19 protein-coding genes are annotated in these 21676 nt (G+C 65.0%); 13 read left to right on the forward strand and 6 right to left on the reverse strand.

From position 1 onward, the window contains the following. From ACTOXK_RS11065 to ACTOXK_RS11075, 3 genes are all read right to left on the reverse strand, one after another. Positions 1 to 692: ABC transporter ATP-binding protein (locus ACTOXK_RS11065; protein WP_482279935.1), on the reverse strand; the 692-nt coding region annotated here is incomplete at its 3' end. 452 nt (positions 693 to 1144) lie between these two features. Continuing rightward, positions 1145 to 2239 carry a sensor histidine kinase gene (locus tag ACTOXK_RS11070; protein ID WP_482279510.1) on the reverse strand — a complete coding sequence of 365 codons (1095 nt, stop codon included), beginning with the start codon at positions 2237 to 2239 and terminating at the stop codon, positions 1145 to 1147. Beyond that, positions 2236 to 2916 carry a response regulator transcription factor gene (locus tag ACTOXK_RS11075; RefSeq protein WP_482279509.1) on the reverse strand — a complete coding sequence of 227 codons (681 nt, stop codon included), beginning with the start codon at positions 2914 to 2916 and terminating at the stop codon, positions 2236 to 2238. Before ACTOXK_RS11075 ends, ACTOXK_RS11070 begins: the two co-directional genes overlap by 4 nt. A 442-nt stretch (positions 2917 to 3358) precedes the next feature. Between ACTOXK_RS11075 and ACTOXK_RS11080 the strand changes: the two genes are divergently transcribed. The 8 genes from ACTOXK_RS11080 to ACTOXK_RS11115 all read left to right on the forward strand — a co-directional run bounded on the left by ACTOXK_RS11080 (position 3359) and on the right by ACTOXK_RS11115 (position 11872). Beyond that, positions 3359 to 3850, forward strand: coding sequence for a PH domain-containing protein (locus tag ACTOXK_RS11080; RefSeq protein WP_482277031.1), 492 nt, complete (start codon positions 3359 to 3361; stop codon positions 3848 to 3850). Continuing rightward, positions 3850 to 5895: a PH domain-containing protein gene (locus tag ACTOXK_RS11085; protein WP_482277032.1), complete on the forward strand. Its 2046-nt coding sequence runs from the start codon at positions 3850 to 3852 to the stop codon at positions 5893 to 5895. The genes ACTOXK_RS11080 and ACTOXK_RS11085 overlap by 1 nt, the downstream gene beginning before the upstream one ends. A 108-nt stretch (positions 5896 to 6003) precedes the next feature. Beyond that, entirely contained in the window at positions 6004 to 6855 is an 852-nt protein-coding gene (locus ACTOXK_RS11090) for a hemolysin family protein (RefSeq protein WP_482277033.1), read from the forward strand. A gap of 225 nt (positions 6856 to 7080) precedes the next feature. Continuing rightward, positions 7081 to 7899: a CMP-2-keto-3-deoxyoctulosonic acid synthetase gene (locus tag ACTOXK_RS11095; RefSeq protein ID WP_482277034.1), complete on the forward strand. Its 819-nt coding sequence runs from the start codon at positions 7081 to 7083 to the stop codon at positions 7897 to 7899. 132 nt (positions 7900 to 8031) lie between these two features. Beyond that, positions 8032 to 8694 (forward strand): potassium channel family protein, encoded by a 663-nt coding sequence (locus ACTOXK_RS11100; RefSeq protein WP_135970623.1) that lies wholly within the window; start codon positions 8032 to 8034, stop codon positions 8692 to 8694. Between the two features lie 9 nt (positions 8695 to 8703). Further along, on the forward strand, positions 8704 to 9375 hold the full coding sequence (locus ACTOXK_RS11105) for a potassium channel family protein (protein WP_482277035.1): 672 nt from the start codon (positions 8704 to 8706) through the stop codon (positions 9373 to 9375). Next, entirely contained in the window at positions 9375 to 11294 is a 1920-nt protein-coding gene (locus tag ACTOXK_RS11110) for a DUF2207 family protein (protein WP_482277036.1), read from the forward strand. The genes ACTOXK_RS11105 and ACTOXK_RS11110 overlap by 1 nt, the downstream gene beginning before the upstream one ends. Positions 11295 to 11344: 50 nt before the next feature. Continuing rightward, the gene (locus tag ACTOXK_RS11115; protein ID WP_482277037.1) at positions 11345 to 11872 is read left to right on the forward strand and encodes a shikimate kinase; all 528 of its coding nucleotides are present in this window, start codon (positions 11345 to 11347) and stop codon (positions 11870 to 11872) included. A 215-nt stretch (positions 11873 to 12087) separates the two neighbouring features. Here ACTOXK_RS11115 and ACTOXK_RS11120 read toward each other — a convergent pair whose 3' ends face one another. After that, positions 12088 to 12408, reverse strand: coding sequence for a type II toxin-antitoxin system HicB family antitoxin (locus ACTOXK_RS11120; protein ID WP_482277038.1), 321 nt, complete (start codon positions 12406 to 12408; stop codon positions 12088 to 12090). A 589-nt stretch (positions 12409 to 12997) separates the two neighbouring features. Here ACTOXK_RS11120 and ACTOXK_RS11125 point away from each other — a divergent pair. Beyond that, on the forward strand, positions 12998 to 14830 hold the full coding sequence (locus ACTOXK_RS11125) for an ICP22 family protein (protein ID WP_482277039.1): 1833 nt from the start codon (positions 12998 to 13000) through the stop codon (positions 14828 to 14830). Between the two features lie 361 nt (positions 14831 to 15191). On the opposite strand, the gene ACTOXK_RS11130 is transcribed toward ACTOXK_RS11125, so the two are convergent. Both ACTOXK_RS11130 and ACTOXK_RS11135 read right to left on the reverse strand, forming a co-directional pair. Continuing rightward, positions 15192 to 15476, reverse strand: a complete 285-nt coding sequence (locus tag ACTOXK_RS11130) for a ribbon-helix-helix protein, CopG family (protein WP_482277040.1) — start codon at positions 15474 to 15476, stop codon at positions 15192 to 15194. Continuing rightward, positions 15476 to 15619, reverse strand: a complete 144-nt coding sequence (locus ACTOXK_RS11135) for a hypothetical protein (RefSeq protein ID WP_482277041.1) — start codon at positions 15617 to 15619, stop codon at positions 15476 to 15478. Before ACTOXK_RS11135 ends, ACTOXK_RS11130 begins: the two co-directional genes overlap by 1 nt. 552 nt (positions 15620 to 16171) lie before the next feature. Between ACTOXK_RS11135 and ACTOXK_RS11140 the strand changes: the two genes are divergently transcribed. The 4 genes from ACTOXK_RS11140 to ACTOXK_RS11155 form a co-directional block, all read left to right on the forward strand. Next, the gene (locus tag ACTOXK_RS11140; RefSeq protein WP_482277042.1) at positions 16172 to 17689 is read left to right on the forward strand and encodes an alanine/glycine:cation symporter family protein; all 1518 of its coding nucleotides are present in this window, start codon (positions 16172 to 16174) and stop codon (positions 17687 to 17689) included. A 388-nt stretch (positions 17690 to 18077) separates the two neighbouring features. Next, positions 18078 to 19445, forward strand: a complete 1368-nt coding sequence (mobB, locus tag ACTOXK_RS11145) for a molybdopterin-guanine dinucleotide biosynthesis protein B (protein ID WP_482277043.1) — start codon at positions 18078 to 18080, stop codon at positions 19443 to 19445. A 90-nt stretch (positions 19446 to 19535) separates the two neighbouring features. Continuing rightward, positions 19536 to 20702, forward strand: coding sequence for a 4Fe-4S binding protein (locus ACTOXK_RS11150; RefSeq protein ID WP_482277044.1), 1167 nt, complete (start codon positions 19536 to 19538; stop codon positions 20700 to 20702). Positions 20703 to 20855: 153 nt separating this feature from the next. Then, on the forward strand, positions 20856 to 21676 hold an 821-nt coding region (locus ACTOXK_RS11155), incomplete at its 3' end, for an amino acid ABC transporter substrate-binding protein (protein ID WP_482279936.1).

Consider the following 21676-nt stretch of genomic DNA (forward strand, 5'->3'; position numbering starts at 1 on the left):
CCGGACATCTGGTAGGGGTACTTGGAAAGCACTCCGTCCACGCCGAGACGCGCGGCCATGGCGTTTACCTTGCCGGGAATGCTGCGCGCCGGCTCGCCCTTAATGGTGAGCGCGAGCGAGATGTTCTCGAAGCCGGTGAGGGTGTCCAGCAGATTGGAGTCCTGGAAGATGAAGCCGAGGTCATCGCGGCGGAACTTCGCCAGGGTACGGCGGGACATGCCGGTGATGTCGCGGCCGCCCACGATGATGTGGCCGCTCGTGACGGTATCGATGGTGGAGACGCAATTCAGAAGCGTCGTCTTGCCCGAGCCCGAGGGGCCCATGATGCCGACGAACTCGCCGGCGGCCACGTCGAAGCTGACGCCGGCCAGGGCGTGGGTGACCGAATCGCGGCTGCCGAAGATCTTCTCGACGGAGCGCACCGACAGGATGGGAGAGCCGCCGCCCGGCCGCGGGGCGGCCGCATGGGCGGGAGCGCCGGGGGCTGCGGCGGCATCGTGAGAGCCGGCGGCGTGGGCGGCGCGGCCCGCGGCAGCCGAGGAGGCGCCGGGCGCGTAGGCGTCGCGCGAGAAGGTGGCGGCCAGGCCTTCCAGCGCCTCACGGTCGTGGGCGTCAAGCGGCAGGGGCGTGCCCGGATCCAGGGGCTTGGGGCCGAAGGCCGAGGGGGTGGGCTCGGTGTACACTTCCGTCATGCGTAGCTCCTCTCGGTCTGGGGCAGTTGGCGGGCGACAAGCGCGCCCACCGCGCCGATGATAACAAGGGCAAGCAGAATCTTCCCTGACGTCTTCACAATGGTCCTTTCTCTCGAACGTGCGGCTCGCTCTCCATCCCGCCGGAGATGGCTTCGCGGTATTCCGATTCGCTCAAACAGTCCTCGCTGTGGAACTCGCTCGGTCGGAACACCCTGAATCCGTCTTCGGCATTGCACGGATCGCGAGCATAGTTCCATCCTAAAGAAAGGCCCCATCGCCCTCCATCGATAAGCCTTACACTTACCTTACGACGTTGTTAGGTTGGGGAGGGGCCGGCTCTATCGGCTTCTGCCGGATACTACCTGCGGGGTGAAGGTTACCCGGGTCATTGCCGCGGCGAAGCCGCGGCCTTCGCCCTACGGGGGCAGCGGGGGCGGTTTTGCTCGCGACCCTCAGGCGCTGTAGAGTTCTTTGCGGGTGCGGTCGTGGGGGAAGGTGAGGATGACGCGGGTGCCGGTGCCCTCTTCGCTGGCCAGACCCACGTGCAGGCCCATGGAGGCGCACAGGCTCGCCACCAGGTACAGGCCCATGCCCGTGGCCGAGCCGTGGGCGCGGCCGACCTGGCCGGTGAAGCCCCGCTCGAAGACACGGGGCACGTCGGCGGCGGGAATGCCGCAGCCGTTGTCGCGCACTTCCAGCACCGTGCGGCCGCGGGAGGTGCCGGGCTCTTCTTCGCGCGCGGTGAACTCGATGCTCGTGGCGCCGTACTTGGCGGCGTTGGTGATCAGCTGTCCCAGGATGAACACGAGCCACGGTTCATCGGCCAGCACCGTCATGGTCTCGGGAATGTCGAAGGCCGGGAGCACTCCGCGTTCGATGAGGAAGCGCGTGTTGCGCTTGCACGCCTCGCGCGCTGCCTCGCCCAGGCTCACCTCGCGGATGGCATAGTCGCGCTCCACCGAGGTCGATCGAGCATAGTACAGCGCCTGATCCACCTGGGCCTCGATACGCTCGAGCTCACGGGCGATCTTCGCCGACTGGGCGCTCGGCTCACTGGCGAGCATGAGCTTTATCGCGGCAATGGGTGTCTTCGTCTCGTGGATCCACAGCTCGATGTAGCGACGGTAGGCAGCGGCGTCTTCCTGGAGCTTGTCGGTTTCCGCGGCGGCAAGCGAGCTGATGCGGGCCGCGGTTCCGTAGGTAATCTGTCCTTCCAGGAAGGCGGGTTCGGCGACGAGTGCCGGCAGTACGCGGGCTTGCCGCAGCGAGACGAGCAACCTGTGCAACTCGTGGTAGAAGGCGGCTTTGCGGCGGTAGTCCAGAAAGCCGGCACCCACAGCCAGCAGGGTGAGGATGTCGGCCGCCAACAGCACGCCCGATGTGCTCACGCCGAGCGCGGGCAGGATGAGCACGAGGCTTGTGAGGCTCAGCACAAGCGCCGCCAGCCCCAGCATGTTGTCGCGCACATAGGCGGCGGGTGTGAAGGCGGCGAGGTCTTCGATGGAGAAATCGCTGCCAGCGGGGGAACGGTGGGGCGGTTGGCTCATACGGCGTACCCCACGCCGCGCCGCGTTACGAGGAAATCGTCGGGCACGCCAAGGGAGGCCAGCGTCTTGCGCAGGCGATTCACATTCACCGTGAGGGTGTTGTCGTCGATGAAGGCATCCGACTCCCACAGCGCGCACATGATCTCGCTGCGGGCCACCACCATGCCGGGGTTGCGCATGAGCGTTTGCAGGATGCGCATCTCGTTGCGGGTGAGCTCGGCCGTGCGGTCGCCGAAGGAGACGGTGCCGGCGCCGATGTTCAAGGTGACGCCCTTGTGCTGGATGGTCATCTGCGCCGCCGGCCCCGCGCTGCGCCGCAGCAGGGCCTGGATGTGGGCGAGCAGCACGGCGGGGCGGTAGGGTTTGGTCACGTAGTCGTCGGCCCCCAGGTTCATGGCCATCACCTCGTCGAACTCGCTTTCCGACGAGGTGAGCATAAGGATGGGCACCGAGCTTTTCGCCCGAATATCGCGGCAGATGGAATGGCCGTCGGCTCCGGGCAGCTTCAGGTCGAGCACGATGCAGTCGGGCTCGGCGGCCAGGGCCCGGGCGGCGGTGTCGGCCCACGTGCCCTCGTAGACGCCCACGGCGTAGCCGGACAGCTCCAGCACGTGGGCCAGCTCCGTGCGCAGGGTTCCGTCGTCTTCGATGATATAGATGCGCTGGGTCACCGTCACGGCCTCCTTTGTGCCCGCCGCCCCGCCATCGCCGGGCGATTTCTTGCCGCCGCCATTCTACCGCGCCGTGTCCCTGGCGGGAACGGCGGCAGCGCACTCTTACAAGAGCGTAAGGGGTTCGCGGGCAGTCTCGGTCAAGTCGGTGCTTGAATTTTGCGCAAGATCTTGAGTTATGAGCGTCTTCGGAAAGGAAAAACGGCTAGTTTTATCGAAATTCATTAAATATCGCTCGGCAGAAGGGCCGGACGACGCTCATAACTCAAGATCTTGCGCCCATGGGAGGGTTTGCGCTGGGCGAAGTTGGCCTCGCTTCGTTGGCGAGCAGTTGGTAGGCCTTAACAAGTGTTAAGTTTTCACGGGAACCGTTGAAAGTGGGGTAGTATGGTCACGATATTCTCGGACGCTTGGCGCCGGTAGGTTTCCGGAACGGAAGGATATATATATGAGAGAGATGCCCACTAACCAGCTGAATCCGCGCATCAAGAACGTCTGGCGCATCAGCGATGCCATTTGGATCGTCATCGTGTTTCTGTGCTGCTTCGCGCCGTTCGCCATCATTGCGGCGGTGGAGCCCTCGGAGACGTGGGCGGGATTCGTGGCCCTTATGGTGGCCGTGGTCTTCGCGGTGCTGTTCGTGTTCTTCGTCGTGGTGCTACCGCCCGTTCGCTACGCTCGCTGGCGCTACGAGCTGACCGACGACTACCTGGACATCGCCCGAGGCATCTTCTGGCGCAAGCGTTTCATCATCCCGTTCATTCGCGTGCAGAACACCGATACCCGCCAAGGACCGGTGCTGCGCGCTTTCGGGCTGTCCAGCGTGACCGTGGCCACGGCTGCCGGCGAGCATGAGATTCCCGGCCTTGGCAACGAAGAGGCCGATCTGCTGCGCGACCGTGCCGCCGAGCTGGCCCGCCTGGCCCGAGAGGACGTCTAATGGAGGCCCCCATCCAGCCGCAGCAACCGCAGGCGCCGATGCCTCAAACGCCCGCCGCGCCGGGCTCGCAGCCGCCGGTTTCCGGTGCGCCCCAGGCCGCCTGGGCCGGGGCGGCGAATGCCCCCGCGCCGCAGCCCGCGCCCCAGGTCGCGCCTCAGCCCGCAGAGGGCGAGCCGGTGAAGCACCACGTCCACCACAGCTACATGTGGCTCGAGAGCATCCGCACGCTCGTGGTGGTTGCGGTGGCCATTCTGGTGGCGAACTTCTCCACGATTGTCGGCGTCGTCGCCGACGGCGGCCTCGATGGCTTTCCCACGGGCATGGCCCTGGCCCTGGTGGCCGGCGGGTCGCTGCTTGTCATCCTCGTAGTCTTCGGCATTGTGGTGGCCACACGGGTCATCAGCTACAAGCATCTGTACTTCATCGTAGGGCCCGAGGAGTTCTCTCTGTGCTCCGGCGTGTTCAGCAAGAAGCGCGTGCACGTGCCCTACCAGCGCGTACAGTCCATCGACCAGCGGGCCACGCTGCTCCAGCGCATCTTCGGGGTGTGCACAGTGCTCATCGACACGGCCGGCGGTGCCTCGAACAAGGCCATCACCGTGCCCTATGTGACCAAGCAGCAGGCGGAATGGCTGCGGACCGAACTGTACAACCGCAAGAACTACCTGGCCGCAGTGGCTGCCGGCGCGACTGGTGTCGCGGCCGGTGTCCCGGGCGCTGCGGCCGCCATCCCGGGCGCCCCCGCCGCGGCCAGCCCCGCGGTTGCCTCCGCTCCCGGAGTTGCCCCCGCCACCCCGGCAGCTCCCGGCGCTCCGGCTCCGGCCGGCCAGCCCGCGTTTGGCAACGTGCTCGACATCGGCTCCCAGGCATGGGACGAGGTGGGCGGCCTGTTCGCCGGCGCCGGCGTGGACACGGGCCGCGTCACCTACGAGTACGGCCTCACCAACAAGGAGCTCTTCCTCACGGGCCTTTCGGGCTCCACTTCGGCCGGCCTCATTCTGCTCGGCCTGATCGTCGGCCTCTTGCAGCTGGTGGGCAATGCCTTCGAGCTGTTCGGCGACGCGGCGAACACCGTGGTGGCCAGCGCCGTCAGCTACGCCACCTCCCAGGCCATGGGCGCCTTCGTCGGTCTGGCGGCCGTGGCGTTCATCGTGGTAGTGCTCGTGATGTGGCTGCTGTCGGCCCTCGGCACCTGCGTGAGCTACGGCGGCTTCAAGGCCCGACGCCGCGATAACCGCATCGAGGTAGAATACGGCTTGCTCAAGCACAGTTTCCAGGGGCTCGCCGTCGATCGCGTGCAGTCGGTCAGCATCAACCAGACCTTCATCCGCCGCCTGCTCGGCTACTGCGAGATCTCCCTGGGGAAGATCGACGCCGCCGAGGGCGAGAACGCCAATAACAGCCAGAACGCCAACGAGCTGCTGAACAAGGGCCTCGTGGTGCACCCCTTCGTGAAGGTGAGCCGCGTGCCGGAGATTCTGGGCGGCCTCATTCCGGAATTCGCCGACCTGCCCCAGGATTCCATTCCCGTGGCGAAGGTGGCCCTGCGCCGCGCCCTCATTCGTCGCGGCATCGTGCAGGGCGGCGGCTTCTGGTGCGCCGTGGTGGCCGCGGCCCTCATGGCGGTCATCGCGGCTATGGGTGCTGCCATCGAGTCGGGCCTGCTGTATCTCGACAGTGACGAGCTGTTCCTTCTGGCCATGGGATCGGCCGTGGCCACGGGCCTGTTCGTCCTGGCTGCTATCCTCTTCGTCATCGATATCGTGGGGGCGGTGCTGTGGGCTCGCGAGTCCAGCTTCGCCTTCAACCGCCGTTTCATGCAGGTGAGCAACGGCGGCCTGTCGCGCACCACCATCAGCTTTCCGCGTCAGAAGATCCAGTTCGGTTGCGCCCGCAGCAATCCGCTCCAGCGCCGCGCCGGCACCCGCACGCTGCTGGCCACTACGGCCGCCGGCCAAGGGGGCACCACCACGACCCTCGTGGACGTGCCGGTGGAAGATGCCGCCGTGTGGCTCGACTGGCTGAAGCCGGGCGGCAACCAGTAGGCCAGTGGTTCCAAGCACCAGTCGGCGAGCAACCGAAAGCGAAACCAGCGAGGGCGGCCCCGGGTCGTCCTCGCTGGTTTGTAACCGAAATGTGGTAAAGTAGCCGCCATGGCTAAGACAGATGACATATCACCCAAGCCGGGCTTCCTCGAGTTTTTGAAGCCGGGCCGTCGCGACAGCGTGTCCGAGGACGAGATCAAGGACATGGTGGCCGACAACGACGAGCTCCTCGACGACGAGAAGCGCATGATCAACGACATTCTCGACCTCGCCGACATGACCGTGCGCGAGATCATGAAACCCCGCGTGGACATGATCATGGCCGAGGATGTGGAGCCGGCCCGCACCGCCCTGGAGCGCATGCGCGGCACTGGCTATTCCCGCCTGCCGGTGTACCACGAGGAAGTGGACGACGTCATCGGCATCGTGAACTACAAGGACCTCATGGGCCCGCTCATGGACGGCCGCATGGAAGGCCCCGTCTCCGACTATATGTTCGAGCCGCTGTACGTGCCCGAGACTAAGAACGTGCTGGCCCTGCTCTCCGAGCTGCAGGAGGCCCGCATGCAGATGGCCATCGTGGTGGACGAGTACGGCGGCACCGACGGCCTCATCACCATGGAAGACATCGTGGAGGAGATCATCGGCGAGATCGTGGACGAGACCGACCGCGACCGCGACCTGGTGGTTCCCCTCGGCCCCGACCAGTGGCGCTGCGACGGCCGCTTTCCCGTGGAAGACGCCGTGGAGCTCGGCTGGCCCATGGAGGAGTCCGACGCCTACGAGACCGTGGCCGGCTGGCTCATCCACACCCTGGACTTCGTGCCGAAGGTGGGCGACGAGTTCATCGTGGACGGCTTCTCCTTCAAAGTGGAGAAGATGCGCCGCAGCCGCATCTCCCTTATTCGGGTGCGCAAAATCGCCGACGAAAGTTGTGGAGACGCCTCCGCAACTGCCTAGGGCGTCCGCGCGTTCCACCTGCGGGAACCCGAGGGGCCTGCTTTGTCAAGCGAACAAAACGTGAACATCGGCCGTTGCCGCTTTTGCGCCAGCGGCCAACTACGCTAAAATAGCCCCTGTCGAAAACAATATAGAGCGCAACATCTTGCAGCAAACCACCTACCTTAATCCAACACGCTGCTGCCGCTTCTGCGGCTGATTTCGTGCTGTCATGAAAGGAAGTAAGTGGTTACTCGTCGCAAGCAGAGTCATCGGGGGGCTGTCGTTCTGACGATGGTTTCCGCCTGCGTGCTGTCGATGCTGGCCGTGGGCTTCCTCGGATTCGGATGGGCCTCTGCAGGTTCCCATGATACGAACGCCACCACCTTCGGTCTGGAGCGCATGAGCTCCGAGAACCGCCCCGAGGGCGAGGTTTCTCCCGAAACGGTGCAGGATAAATCCAATGCCGATATGCTGGCCGTGGAAGACGTGGCCGAGGCCGCCTCTCTCCAGACTGCGTCCTCCCGCGACGTGAGCGCCGGTGTCGACGAGATTGCCGCCGAGGAAGAGGCCGCCCGCATCGCCGCCGAGGAGGAGGCCCGCGCTGCCGAGCAGCGCGCCATCGCCCGGGCTGACGCCACCCGCTCTGAATACTACGCCACCTTCGGTTCCCTGCCCGCCGGCGACGTCGATTTCTCCGTCGGTCGCGAGGCCTTCATCGCCGAATGGGCCGAGCGCATCGATGATTACCTGTTCGGCAGCCCCTTGGCCGGCCACGGCTCCACTTTCGCCGAGGCCGCTTGGGAAGCGGGCATCGATCCGCGCTGGTCGCCGGCCATTTCCAACACCGAGTCCACCAAGGGCCGCGTGTGCTTCAAGTCCCACAACGCCTGGGGCTGGGACCAGACCCACTGGCCCGATTGGGACACGGCCATCCGCGCCCACGTGGCCGGCTTGGCCCGCGGCTACGGCTTCACCATCAGCTATTCCTACGCCATGCGCTATTGCCCCCCGAATTATGACAACTGGTACAGAGATACGCTGGGCCAGATGCAGCAGATCTAAAAGAATGAGAAAATGGCTTCGGCCATTTTCTTGTATAGGGGCATGGTCGGTCGCGGGCGCTGCCGCATTCCACGGGCGCTCGCGGGCCTATAATGAGTTCACTATCGGCTTGGTAAGGGAGGACTGCGGGCTATGAGCAACGTCATTGTCGTGGGCTGCGGGCGCGTGGGGTCGCAGCTGGCCAACATGCTGTCCGACAACGGCAGCAACGTCTGCGTCATCGACAAGAACGCCGACGCCTTCGCGAACTTGGGGCGCAACTTCAACGGCAGCACCGTGCAGGGCGTGGGCTTCGACGAGGACGTGCTGCTGCGGGCCGGCGTGGAGGAGTGCGACGTGTTGGCGGCCGTGACCCAGTTCGACAACGCGAACCTCATGTGCGCCGAGGTGGCCAACCACCTGTTCGGCGTGCCCCATGTCATTTCCCGCCTCTACAACCCCGATCACGAGCGGGCCTACATGCAGCTCGGCATCGACTACGTGTGCGGCACGTCGCTCGTGGCCGAGGACGTGTTCTCGAAGATCGTGTCGGGCCACGGCTCCCATATCGACACCTTCGGGGAGTTCGAGGTGCTGCGCTTCACCCTGGATCTGTCGAGCCGCGACAACGCCCGCACCGTGCGCGTGTCCGAGCTTGAGCGCGACCACGAGGTGCGCATCATCGCCTTCGAGCGGGCCGACGGCTCGGCCTCGTCCATCCCGACGGCCGATTCCCTGCTCTATGCCGGCGACTCCATCCTCGCCTGCGTGCGCCACGACGTGATCTCCCAGTTCTCGCGCTATATTCTGGATTAAGGACGCCCCATGTACATTGTCATTGCCGGCGGCGGCAAAATCGGTTCCTACCTGGCCTCCATCATGCTGAAGAGCGGCAACGAAGTGGCCGTGATCGAGCAGAAGCTGGCCACGGCTGATCGCCTTTCGGTACAGTTAGAAGGCCGCTACCTGGTCATCCATGGCGATGGCTGCGATTCCCGCTACCAGGAGGACGCCGGCATTCGCGGTGCCGACGTGTTCGTGGCCACGACGGGCCAGGACGACTCCAACCTGGTGTCCTGCGAGATCGCCCAGCGGGTATTCCACGTGCCCCGCTGCATCGCTCGCGTGAACAACCCGAAGAACCAGCGCATCTTCCGCGAGGTGGGCATCGAGTGCGTGTCCTCCACGACCCTCATTGCGAACCTCATCGAGGAGGAAGCCCTGTTGGGCTCGGTGTCGGTCGTCTCATCGCTTACCCACGGCAATGTGGCCCTCGCCGAGGTGACGGTGCCGCGCATGCGCCATTTCTCCAACGAGGACGGTGTGCTCATCGAGGAGATTCCCCTGCCGGAGAACGCTCTCATTGCGGCCGTGTCCAGCGGCGGCGACGTGGAAGTGGCCAACGCCGACACGCTGCTGTATCCCGGGGACAAGGCCATCGTCGTTGCCGACAACGACGTGCTCGACGACGTGCGGCAGGCGTTCCGGAGCCTGTAGTGCGTCAGCGGTCGCGACATAGTCTGCGGTTTCTCGGCGCCCTGGGCGCTGTGGTGCTCGCCCTGCTGTGGATAGCCGTGGCGCCCCCTGCGGCCTGGGCGGCCGACTACCGCTGCACCGAGGTGGACCTCGTGGCCCAGGTACAGACCGACGGTTCCGTGTCCGTGGTCGACCAGCGCATCTTCGAGTTTGACGGCACCGAGCGCGAGACCCTCAAGTGGCTCTACGAGGGCTTTCCCGAGGACGCCACCTTGGTGGTGGAGCGGGTGCGCATGGCCCCGGCCAATGCCGAGGGGGCCGTGGACGGGGAATGGGTGGACCTTTCCGAGGCCACCTTCCAGCTTCCCTGGCGCTCAGGGGGCGGTCCCGAGAACGATGCCTGGGCCTACGACCGCTTCCAGCATCGGCTGTACGCCTTCGTGGGGCATCTGCCCTCCCGGGTGGTGTTCGAGGTGGCCTATCGGGTGGAAGATGCCGTGGTGGCCTACGACGATGCCGCCGATTTCCAATGGCTGTACGTGCCGCGGGACTACGCTGTGGCCCTCGATAGCGTGACGGCCGAGGTGGTGCTACCCTTGGCTGCCGACGACACCGTGCGGGCCGAGGACAACGTGTACGCCTGGGGCCACGGGCCGGCAGACGGGTCGGTGTCCATCGCCCTGGACGGGTCGATCACGTTCACCGACCCCGAGGTGGAGCCCACCCAGTTCGCCGAGGCCCGGGTGCTCTTTCCCGTGGACTGGCTCACTAACCTGAGCGACGAGGCGCGGCTGGCGAATCAGGGCAACCCCCAGTATTCCTGGACGCCCCGCTACGAGGCCGAGTGGGTCGATCGCGATACCTACCGTACCATCATCCAGCTGCGGCTCATCATCGGGCTGCTGGGCCTGGCGGCGCTGGTGCTCGTGGGGGCGCTGCTCGTCTATCGGCGCTGGGGCCGCGAGCGGCCGCCGGCCTTCACCGGCGACTACGGGGACGAAGTGCCCGATGCGCGCCTTGCCCCGGCGGTCATGGGACGCCTGTGGCGCTGGAACCACGAGAGTCCCGACGATGTGGTGGCCACGGTGCTCGATATGGTGCGCCGCGGGGCCCTGACGGTGCGCCGCGACGACGACGGGCGCCCGGCGGCCCTCGTGTTGCTGCCCGACCTCGGCGCTCGAACGACGTCCCGGGCCGAGGCGGAGCGGACCGACGGGGAGTCCGCGGTGGTGGCCGCAGGGCCGGAAGGCGATGCTCCGGCGGCCGATGGGGAGGATCGTGCCCCTGGCGAAGCGACCCGGGCCGAGGCCGAGGCCGCCCTCGACGGCGCCACGCTGCGCCTGCTGCGCACCCTGGCCGAAGGGGCCGAGGAGCTCTCCGTGGGCACCGCAGCTGCCTTCGCGCGCTCTCATCCGAGCGAGTTTTTGCAGGCCGAGCAGGCGTGGCAGCTGTCGCTCACGGCTCTGGTGGAACCCTACCGCTTCTTCGATCAGGGGAGCCGCCGCGCCCAGCGCGTGGTGCTGCTGGCCGCTGCCCTGGTGGCCCTGCTGGCAATGATCTCCTTCTTCACTCTCGGGTGGTTGCCGGCCCTGCTGGCCCTGGCCGCCGCCGGCGCCACGGCCGTGCTCGGTAACTACACCATGCGCCGCTCCGTGGAGGGGAACAACATCGTCGCCCGTGCCAAGGCCCTGCGCAACTGGCTGCGCGATGGCGATGTGCGGGCCGAGATCGATCGCCCCGAGCTGGTCATCTACGCTTACCTGTTCGGCGTTCCCGAGTACGGGGAAGAGGTGGGCAGCACGGTGTCCGGCCAGCCCGTGGCCGCCGGTATCCTCGTGCCCGCGACCTTGGCGGCGACCCTGGCCTACCTGGCACCGCGCCTGTCCCGCGCTCTGGGGGATGCCCTGCGAGCGGCCCATCATCGCGCCGAAGTGTCCTGACCCCATCTGCCTTGGCGGCGCCGAGCCGCCTCAACAAGAAAGGAAGCCCCATGAAAGAGAAGTCCTTCGATCCCGGCCGCGACAACGTTGTGCTCATCGGCATGCCCGGCGCCGGCAAGTCCACGTTGGGTATCGTGCTGGCGAAGATCCTCTGCATGGACTTCGTCGATGCCGACCTGCTCATCCAGCAGTCCTGCGACAAGTCGCTCCAGCGGCTCATCGACACGCTGGGCCCCGACGCCTTCATCGAGATCGAGAACCAGGTGCTCTCCGAGATGAGCTTCGAGCACTCGGTCATCGCCACGGGCGGCTCGGCCGTCTACAGCGACGCGGCCATGGAGCACCTCGGCGAAATCGGGCGCATTGTGTACCTCAAGATCAACTTCGACGAGCTGAAGCACCGCCTGGCTGACTTCTCCGACCGCGGCGTGGTCATGCGCGACGGCATCGGCATGAGTCTGCGCGATCTGTACGACGAGCGCCTGCCCCTCTACGAGAAGTACGCCGACATCACCGTGGACGTGAACGACCTCACCATAACCGCCGCTGCCCGCAAGGTAGCCGCCGCCCTGAAGTAGGGGGGGGGCTGCCCGCGGGACAGCCGACCGGGGCGTGCGCTGCGCGCGTGGGGCCCGTCCGGGGTTGCGCGCGGCGCACGTGGGGTAGTCGTGGGTACTGTGCGGCGGGGTCCGTCGGGGAGGTGCTCCGCCCGCGAGGTGCCCGTCGGGGCCGTTCGTCATCCGCAAGAGGTCCATCCGGACTGCGTGCCATCCCGAGCGCTTGGCTTCCCCTCCTACAGACGAGAGACCACCAGCTGGTTAATGGAGACGTGCTGCTCAGCTGCCTCGATGGCCAGCTGGCGGTGCTTCTCAGGTGGAATGCGGAGGGCGAACTTGCCGGAGTAGGAGCGCAGGGCGAAGGGAATGGGCGCTTCTTCTCCGGTGGCGGCCATGTCTTCGAGCACGCTCTCAACAAGGTCGATAATGCCGAAGAACGCGCTGCCCTGGTCTTCTTCGACGCACGAAAGCGAGGGAAACTCCGCCACCGTGCCAACATAGGCGCCATCGCGAGGCGACCACAGCACGCGATAGGCGTAATCTTGGGCCTTAATCATGAAGCTCCTCCAATCGAACGATCGCTTGGGCTACTTGCCTCACCTGGTAAAAGGCAACGTAGCCTTTGCGATTTTGGATATTGATACGAGGGTCTCCCCGCCAGGGAGTTCGGTAAATCAAGTGAGACCCTCTTGTTCTGGGTGCCCCGAAGAGCCGGTCGCAAACGAGTTTAACGGCGGGAAAGGGGAGCGGCCCCCTGGTCTCAAGGATCTCCCGCACTTGCTTTTCAAAGGTTCCCATAACACCTCCATAGTATCATATATGATATTGCTTTACCTACCACGCTGCGAAGCCGAACGGTTTAAGGGGAACCGTACACTCAAAGAACCGTAGTTTTGTCGCGGGAATGTCCCGTTGGGGGCCGTCCGCAAACCGCGCTGGAGACGCAAGGAGTCTCGCTCGCGTCGCGACGGGGTAATCGCGGGTTCTAAGTTGAATCCGTCGCTCGAAAAGTTCTTCTATAAGTGAATGCTCTGCTATACTAAGCCGTGCTATGCCCTGGTTGGGCTGGCGTTGCCTCTCTCGCGACCATCCGATTTTAGTGCCACGGGGGGGGGCTTCTTCCAAGAGAGTGAGGAAGGAGCGAGAATGCATCCCGAGAAAGTGAAGAGACGACAGAGGCGCCACGCGGCGGTCTCGTGCCTGTGCGCCCTGGCCCTGGCCCTCGGCACCGCCGTGCCGTACCTGGCCTGGGCCGAGGGCGAGGCCGTCGAGCAGCCCGCCCTGGAGGTGAGCGACGCGCCGGCCCCTGGCGACGGCGCGCTGCCGGAGACGGGGTCGGCCGATGGCGGGGAGGCCCCGGGCGGCGCGGCCGCCGAGGAAGAGGCCGCGGATGCCGCGGTTGAGGAGGGCGCCGGCCAGGGCGATGCCGACTCTGCCGAAGACGGCTCTGAGGTCGAGGGTGCTGGCATCGAGGCCGGTGCCCCTGAGCCCGAGGGAGGGGCCGACACCGAGGTCAGTGGATCCGTGGCCGGCGACGATGCGGGAGTGGCCGTTCCCGGAGAAGGGCAGTCCAGCGATGAGCTTACGACCGATGGCACTGGCGCTACGGTCGAAGTTGAAAGGGAAAGCGCTCCAGAGGGTGCGTCTGATCCCGCAGCTGAAGATCCGCAAGGCGAGGTGACTGTTACCTTCTATGGTCCGAGCAAAACCGAGAAAACCTTCCCCGTTGGAACAGTACTCACCGCCGCCGACCTGCCTTCCGCGCCCGCAACCTGCAAGTTTGATGATGTGTGGTTCGAGGGCGGGTATGAAGGTACGTTCGTCGGTTGGTATAAGGGGGAAATCAAGAATGGGTTGGCGTATCTGGATACGGCCGAGGGCAATGCAGTGACCCTGCACGGGAATGCCGACTGGAGTCTTTCAGAAAGTCATGGCGATCTCGGTAGGTGCTATGAGGCGCAGGGGACGGTGGTCAAAGAGGACGCATCCTTCTTCCCTGTCTATCATCATGCGGAATTTCGATATATAGTGTTTGAGGTGGCATTGCAAGAAAATGAAACCGACAATACGACCACGTCCGCCGCTCCTGACACCTTCGTAGTGCCCGAGGGCTATGTCTTTACCCAATCAGATCTGAAGTACATGTTTGAATACTTCACGGAGTACGCAAAACAGTTCACTGGCGACCGATCTTTCATGGGCATTTACTCAATGGCAGGTTTCTGCCAGGGCGGCACGGTTCCCTCTGGTGGCCCGCTCAGTCTGAATGAGCTTGTGGGCAAGAGCCCTTGGAGCTTCACTGATACCGACCTTGCCGACCTTCTCGTTGTCTACGGCTATGGCGACCCTTACGAGATCGATGAAGATGCCGACGAGGATGCTCCCGCGCTGACCGTCACAGGGGGCACCGGCATCAAGGCCAGCGGCAAGCTGTCCGGGCCCAACGTCCCCGAGGGGGCCGACATCGAGGTGGGCACCTCCAAGGTGACCTCGGGCGCGGCCTACAACGACCTGGACGCGGCCGTCCCCGACCGCATCGGCGACATCTTCGAGGTCACACTGCTCGTCAACGGCAAGGAGATACACGACGGCTTCGGCGAGATGACCATCTCCATGCCGGTTCCTGAGGCCTACAACGGCCACATCATCGTGATCTACCATCGCCACCAGGACGGCTCCATCACCACGTCCCGCGCGGTGGCGAAGGGCGGCTACGTCACCTTCACGGTGACCGACCTGTCCACCTTCGCCTTGGCCGACGGCGGCCTGCCGGCCGACGACGACGGGGCCGGCGGCGCGGCTGCCGCCCCGGACTCCGGCGACGACGGCGAGAAGGCCACTTCCCGCGCGCCGCTCGCCCAGACCGGGGACGCCGCCCCCGTGCTCGCGCTGATCGCCCTGGCCTCGGCCGCCGCCGGCGCGGCGGTGTTCGCCGCCCTCGGTGTGCGCGGCCGCCATGGCCGCCACGTCCGCCGCTAGGACGGTAACGCTCCACCATAGAGCCATAGCAAGGGAGGTCGCCCCACGGGACGGCCTCCCTCGCTCTTCCTATCCTGCGGTAAGACCGCGCCGGCTTTTCGAAGCAGCCGCTTACCGCCAATCGCGTCGTTCGCGTCCCCGAGGCCGCTCTAAAGAAGTTGTTCGCGGAGGTAGTCCTTGAACAGGGGAAGTTCTATGCGAATGAGGCCCTGGCTGTCGTTGTTCCTTGACATTTTTTGCAACTTTTGCAACTTTTGCAATTTTTGCCAACGGGGTGCGTAGACGCCTTCTTCAACCCCGTTTTCGCGGTGTGAGCAGTTGTTTTCAGGGAATACTCGACGTTTTGCGCCTTATTAGGGCTTTATCCAGCGGCGAGGATGCGTTCGGTTCTTTCGAGGGCGGCTTGGCGGAGGAAGGCCGAGCGCGACGTTCCCTCTCGCTCGGCGGCTTGCTTGATGGCCAGTGCTGCCGAGTGCGGCACTTTGAAGCTGATGACATCGAGGGGCTCAGGCGATAGGCGCGGCCTCCCCACGCGCACCTCGCCTGACCAGCTGCCCGGGTAGTCACCTCGTTCGAAGGCCTCGGCCATGGCCTCAATCTCCTCATCGGTGAGGGTTTTGCCGCTTTTGAGCTTGTACTCTGCCATTATCGGCTCCTTCCCAGTCCCAATTCGCGTTTCATCTTCTTGGTTGCTGGCGATAGCGCATGAATAACCAACGTCGAACCGTCTGCCAGCGACAGTCCCACCAGTTCCACTTCGTGACCTTCGCGGTCGTAGCCGATCGTCACTCAGCAGTCTTCTCCGCGCGGTCTTCTTCTCACGAAGTTTCCCCAGGCTGCTTCGATGGCTTCCACGCTGAGACCATGCTTGAGCGCGTGAGGATGAACGATGATGTCTTGCATACGGTATCCTTTAGTACTACTTTATTATACTACCAAATGCACCACGCTGCTGCTTGCCTTGTGGTTTCGACAGGATACTTGGCCCCATTCGCACTTGGGTCGTACTTGAGGGGCGCAGGCAGTCGTTACCCAGCCTCGCCCGAGCCGTCGTGGGTTCCCGCCCAAGTCGTCGTGGGCTCCCATCAGGTGCACGATGAGGGGGTTGCTCCGAAATACCTGGGCAACCTCGGGGGTTTGGGGTTGTCCGTCGTGTAAAATAGGAACACTATCTCGCGCCGGTAGGGGCCGGCGCGTCGTGACCAAGAGGCCGTTTTCCTATCGCGAATCACGCCGACGCCGCCCGACGGTGCGCAGCGCCCATGATTCGCGCGCAGAAAGACGGGCCCCGTCTGGGAACGGCTGGGCTGATGCTCGGCGCGTTTCGGAAAGGAAGCATCTATGACCGATTTGAATGAGATGCTCGTTGCCTGGACTGGCGAGATCAGCGGGTTCATGTACACCTACATCCTGGTGATCTTGCTCGTGTTCGTTGGCATCTATTTCACCGTCCGCACCAAGGGCGTGCAGATCCGCTACATCAAGGATATGTTCACCCAGCTGACGGAGAAGAAGCACGTGGAAGGCGAGAAGTCCATCTCGTCGTTCCAGGCCCTCATGGTGTCCACTGCCTCCCGCGTGGGCACGGGCAACATTGCCGGCATCGCCACGGCTGTGGCCACCGGCGGCCCGGGCGCCATCTTCTGGATGTGGGCCATGGCCCTCATTGGCGCTGCGTCGGCCTTCATCGAGTCCACCCTCGCCCAGATCTACAAGATCCGCGGCAAGGAAGGCGAGTTCCGCGGCGGCCCGGCCTACTACATTCAGCAGGGCCTCGGTCAGCGCTGGCTCGGCATCATCTTCGCCTGGGCGCTCATCCTGTGCTTCGCCTTCGGCTTCAACGGCCTGCAGGCCTTCAACATGACCTCGGCGCTGGAGTACTACATCCCCGACTACGCCACCAACGGCACCGCCATCGGCGTGGGCATTGTGCTCATCGTGTTCACCGCCTTCGTCATCTTCGGCGGCGCGAAGCGCATCTCCATCATCACCTCCATCATCGTGCCCATCATGGCCATCGCCTATATCGTGCTGGCCGTGTGGACCACGGTTACCAACATCGGCGAGCTGCCCGCCGTGTTCGCCGTTATCTTCGAGTCGGCCTTCAACTTCCAGTCCATTGCCGGCGGCTTCGCCGGTTCGGTGGTCATGCTCGGCATCAAGCGCGGCCTGTTCTCCAATGAGGCCGGCATGGGTTCTGCCCCCAACGCCGCCGCCACCGCCTCGGTGTCGCATCCGGTGAAGCAGGGCCTTGTGCAGAGCCTGTCGGTGTACATCGACACGCTGCTCATCTGCACCTGCTCGGCCATGATGGTCATGATCTTCTGGGTGCAGGACCCCGAGGCCGCCGCGGCCCTGAACGGCATGCCGCTGGTGCAGCTGGCCGTGAACAATGCCGTGGGCGAGGTGGGTATCCACTTCATCACCTTCGCCATTTTCGCCTTTGCGTTCTCCAGCCTCATCGGCAACTACTTCTACGCCGAGACGAACTTCCGCTACATCTTCAAGAACACCAAGTGGGGCATGGTGGTCTTCCGCGTGCTGTGCTTGGCCGCCATTTTCTACGGCTGCGTGAACAGCTTCGATCTGGCGTGGAACCTGGCCGACATCTTCATGGGCTTTATGGCCATCATCAACCTCGTGGCCATCCTGTTGCTGGGCAAGTGGGCCCTGGCCGCGCTGGCCGACTACACCCGTCAGCGCGAGGAGGGCAAAGACCCGGTGTTCTTGGCTTCGAGCGTGCCCGGTATGCCGGCTTGCGAGTGCTGGACCACCGCCGACCTGCCCGATTACGGCGACAACCCGGTGGAAGAGTACATCGAGGAGGCGGCCTCCTTCGAGGTGGAGGGCTTGAAGTAGCCCCTCTCTTTGGCGAGGACCTCTGGCCTCGCTTGCAGGGAACCCTCGGGCCCGGCCATGCGGTCGGGCCCTTTTCGTTGCAGGGAAGGGGGTGAAGCTCACGACGCGCCGAGGCGGTGTGGCGGTGCGCCGCTTGTTTCGCCTCACGCAGCAACACAGGGCGGCACCCGCGATCCGCCTCTTGGGCAGGGCGTTGGGCGGCGCTCGCGATCCTCCTCGTGGGCAGGGAAACTGACCGGCGCCCGCGATTTGCCCCCGCAGCTCGCTGGGGACGGGCCCGCGCGCTCGTGCTATACTGGCCCGGAACTATGACGAGGGGGCGCGACCCGGCAGTATTCGTGCTGCGGCCTGGGGAGGCGGGGCGCTCGCAGAGAGGTTGAGGGATACTATGATCGATATACCGAGCCCGGCCATTGCCATTGTGGGGCGGCACAATTCCGGGAAGACCACGCTCATTGAGCGGCTTATCGCCGAGTTGGTGGACCGCGGCTACGACGTGGGCTCCATCAAGCATCATTCTCATGTCGGATTCGACATAGATTACCCAGGGAAGGACTCCTACCGCCACCGCGCCGCCGGTGCCTCCGAGACTGTTATTGCGGCTCCGGGCCAGGTGGCGCGCATAAAGACTATCGAGGGCGAGGCGGAATGCAACGAGCTGGTGCGTTCCATGCCCGGCCATGACATCGTGGTGGTGGAGGGTTATCGCAAGAGCGGTCTGCCCACCATTGAGATCATGCGAGCGGGCAACGCCGCCGACGCCCATACGGCCGAGGTGTTCCTGCGGGGCGCCCGCGAGGGTGTGCCCCTGGGGGCCGATCACGTGCAGATGGGCCGCGGCGACGGGGCGGCTGCGGCCAAGATCGACGCCCCTGCCGCCCCGGCCGCCGCTTCCGCCGGCGGTCTGGCCCCGGCCGCCATCCCGGCCGCCACCGTCGGCTCTGCTGCCGCCCCGGCCGCTGCTCCTTTCGCCGCCGACGAGCGCGAGAAGATGCCCGCGGCCTCCACCGTGGCCGTGGTCACCGACATTCCCGCGGCCCGCGAGGCGGCGGCCCTCTACGGCATTCCGGCCGTGGACCTGGAGGACACGGCGGCCCTCGCCGACTTCCTAGCCGAGCACTACGTGCGCCCCCGCGTTACCGTGGTCATCCAGGCCGGCGGCGAATCGCGGCGCATGGGCCGCTCGAAGGCCACGGTGCCCTTCGCTGGCCGCCCCCTCATCTGCCGGCTCGTGGAGCGGCTCGCGCCCGTGGCCGATGAGCTCATCATCACCACCAACGAGGCTCCCAACCTGGCGTTCCTCCACGATATGTACCCCGACCTGGATATTCGCCTCGTGCCCGATGCCTACAACGAGCGCGGGGCTCTTCCCGGTATGTACACGGCCCTTTCCGCCGCTCAGAACCCCTATGTGGCCGTGGTGGCCTGCGATATGGTGTTCGCCAGCGCCCGTCTGGTGGTAGCCGAGGCCCTGGCCATGCACGAGAGCGGCGCCGATGTGGTGGCTCCCCACAACAAGCACGGCTTCGAGCCCCTGCATGCCATGTACCGTAAGGAAACCTGCATGCCCGCCGTGCACCGCCGCGCCGATCGGGGGGAGAAGCGGGTGCAGAGCTTCTTCGACGACCCCGAGCTCACGGTGCTTCCCTACACCCAGGACAAGGTGCTCGAGGTGGAACCGCGCGGCGGCTGCTTCATCAACGCGAACACGCCGGAAGAATTGGCTCGCATCGAAGATTCCTATCTGGGAGAATAGGAGCGCACGAAAAATCGGCCCGCATCGCTGCCGGGGGCTTAAGCTCCCGCGGCGGACACGGCTCGCTTGTAAACGGAAGGAACGGACGTCATGCCCAATTTGAACGACATCATGGAGATGGTGGACGCCCTGGAAACCAAGGCGGTCATCACGGCGCCGACTCGCTGCGTGGCCGTGCGCAACCGCCATTCCACCTGCCGCAAGTGCGCCGACGCCTGCCTGGCCGATGCCATCCTGATCGAGAAGAACGAGCTAACCATCGACGCCGGAGCCTGCGTGGCCTGCGGGGCGTGCATCGCGGTGTGCCCCACGAGCGCCCTCATCTCGGTGGATCCCATGGAAGAGGAGCTGGCCGCCGCCGTGGCCGCCACGACCACCGCTGCGGAAGGCGTGACCGTGATCGCCTGCGCCCGAAAGGCCGCCCGCCAGACTGGCGACCCGGACAAGTACGCCGTGGTGCCCTGTCTGGCCCGCATGGACGAGCGCCTGCTGGTGGAGCTGGCCGCCCGGGGCATCCAGGACATCCAGCTCATCGACGGCACCTGCCGCACCTGCAAGTACCGCGCCGCCGTGCCCTACATCGACGACACCGTGGAATCCGCCCGCACGCTGCTGGAGGCCGTGGGGTCTGCCACCGTCATCACCCGCAGCGACGACTTCCCCGAGACCGTGAAGGTGGCCGACCTGCACAAGGCCGTGGGGGCCGCCCGCCGCGAGTTCTTCACCTCCACGGGCCACTACGCCAAGGACGTGGCAAAGACGGCGGCCGAGAAGATGGTGAACGAGAAGCTCAAGCAGCTGAAACTCCAGAAGGAGGAGCAGTCCCTGCGGGAGAAGCTCGGCGTGAAGAACGGGGCGGGGAAGATGCCCACCATCGAGGCCGAGCGCAACCTCGAGATTCTCGATGCCATGAGCCGCATCGGCGAGCCGGAGGTGCCCGAGATGTTCACGCGCATCTTCGGCGACATCGAGATCGACGTGGAGAAATGCAACGGCTGCGGCATGTGCGTGATGTTCTGCCCCACCGACGCCCTGCGCAAGAGCCTCGACGTGCACCCGGACAAAACCCGCGGCTACGTGGAGTTCTCCATGGCCGACTGCACCCAGTGCAACCTGTGCGCCGATGCCTGCCTGAAGAAGTGCATCGAAATTATCCCCGTGGTTCCCATGGCCGAGCTGTTCGATTTCGAGCCGCGCCTCGTGGAGATTTCCGCCTCCAAGAGCGGCAACAACAAGCTCTTTAACCGCAAAAAGTAGTGGGTTCTGCCGTTTCCCGTGTTATACTTGCCAACACTTCGGTACTTTAGTACGCTAAAGAGGTAAAGTGAACGGACGCGCCGGAGAAGCGGTGCGACGGAAGCAACGGACAAGGGGCGGACGAGCGGTCCGTCGCCTTCAAGGGAGGAACCTATGAAGAAGTTGACGAAACTCGCGGCCATGGCCGCGGCCCTGTGCCTCGGTGCGGCGCTGCTGGCTGGTTGCGCCGGCTCCGGCGATAACGGCGCGGCCGACAACAGCGCTGACAACGGTGCTGCGGCCAATCCCGAGACCACCACGCTCATTGTGGGTCTTGATAACGCCTACCCGCCCTACGGCTTCATCGGCGACGACGGCAACCTGACCGGCTTCGATATCGACCTGGCCACCGAGGTGGCCGCTCGCAACGGCTGGAACCTTGAGCTGGAGGCCATCGACTGGGATGCCAAGGACGCGCTCTTGGGCCAGGGCACCATCAACTGCATCTGGAACGGATTTACCATGGAGGGCCGCGAGGGCAAGTACGCCTTCTCGAAGCCCTACATGCACAACGAGCAGGTCGTGGTGGTGAAGAAGGACTCCGGCATTAACAAGCTGGAGGATCTGGCCGACAAGAACGTCATGACCCAGGCCGACTCCGCCGCCCTGGACGTGCTCGAAGGCGATCAAAAGGCCCTGGCCGACACCTTTGCCGGTGGCAAGGCCCAGACCATCGGCGACTACAACAACGCCTTCATGCAGCTGGAGTCCGGTGCCGTGGATGCCGTGGCCTGCGACCTGTCCATTGCCGACTACCAGATGGCTGCCAAGCCGGACATGTTCGTGAAGTTGGAGCCCCTGTCCACCGAGAACTACGCCGTGGGCTTCGCGAAGGACGGCGATACCGCCATGGTGGACGCCGTGAACAAGACCTTGAAGGAGATGTACGACGACGGCACCATCGCCCAGCTGTGCGAGAAGTGGGGCGAGTACGG

Source organism: Adlercreutzia sp., assembly GCF_056795635.1.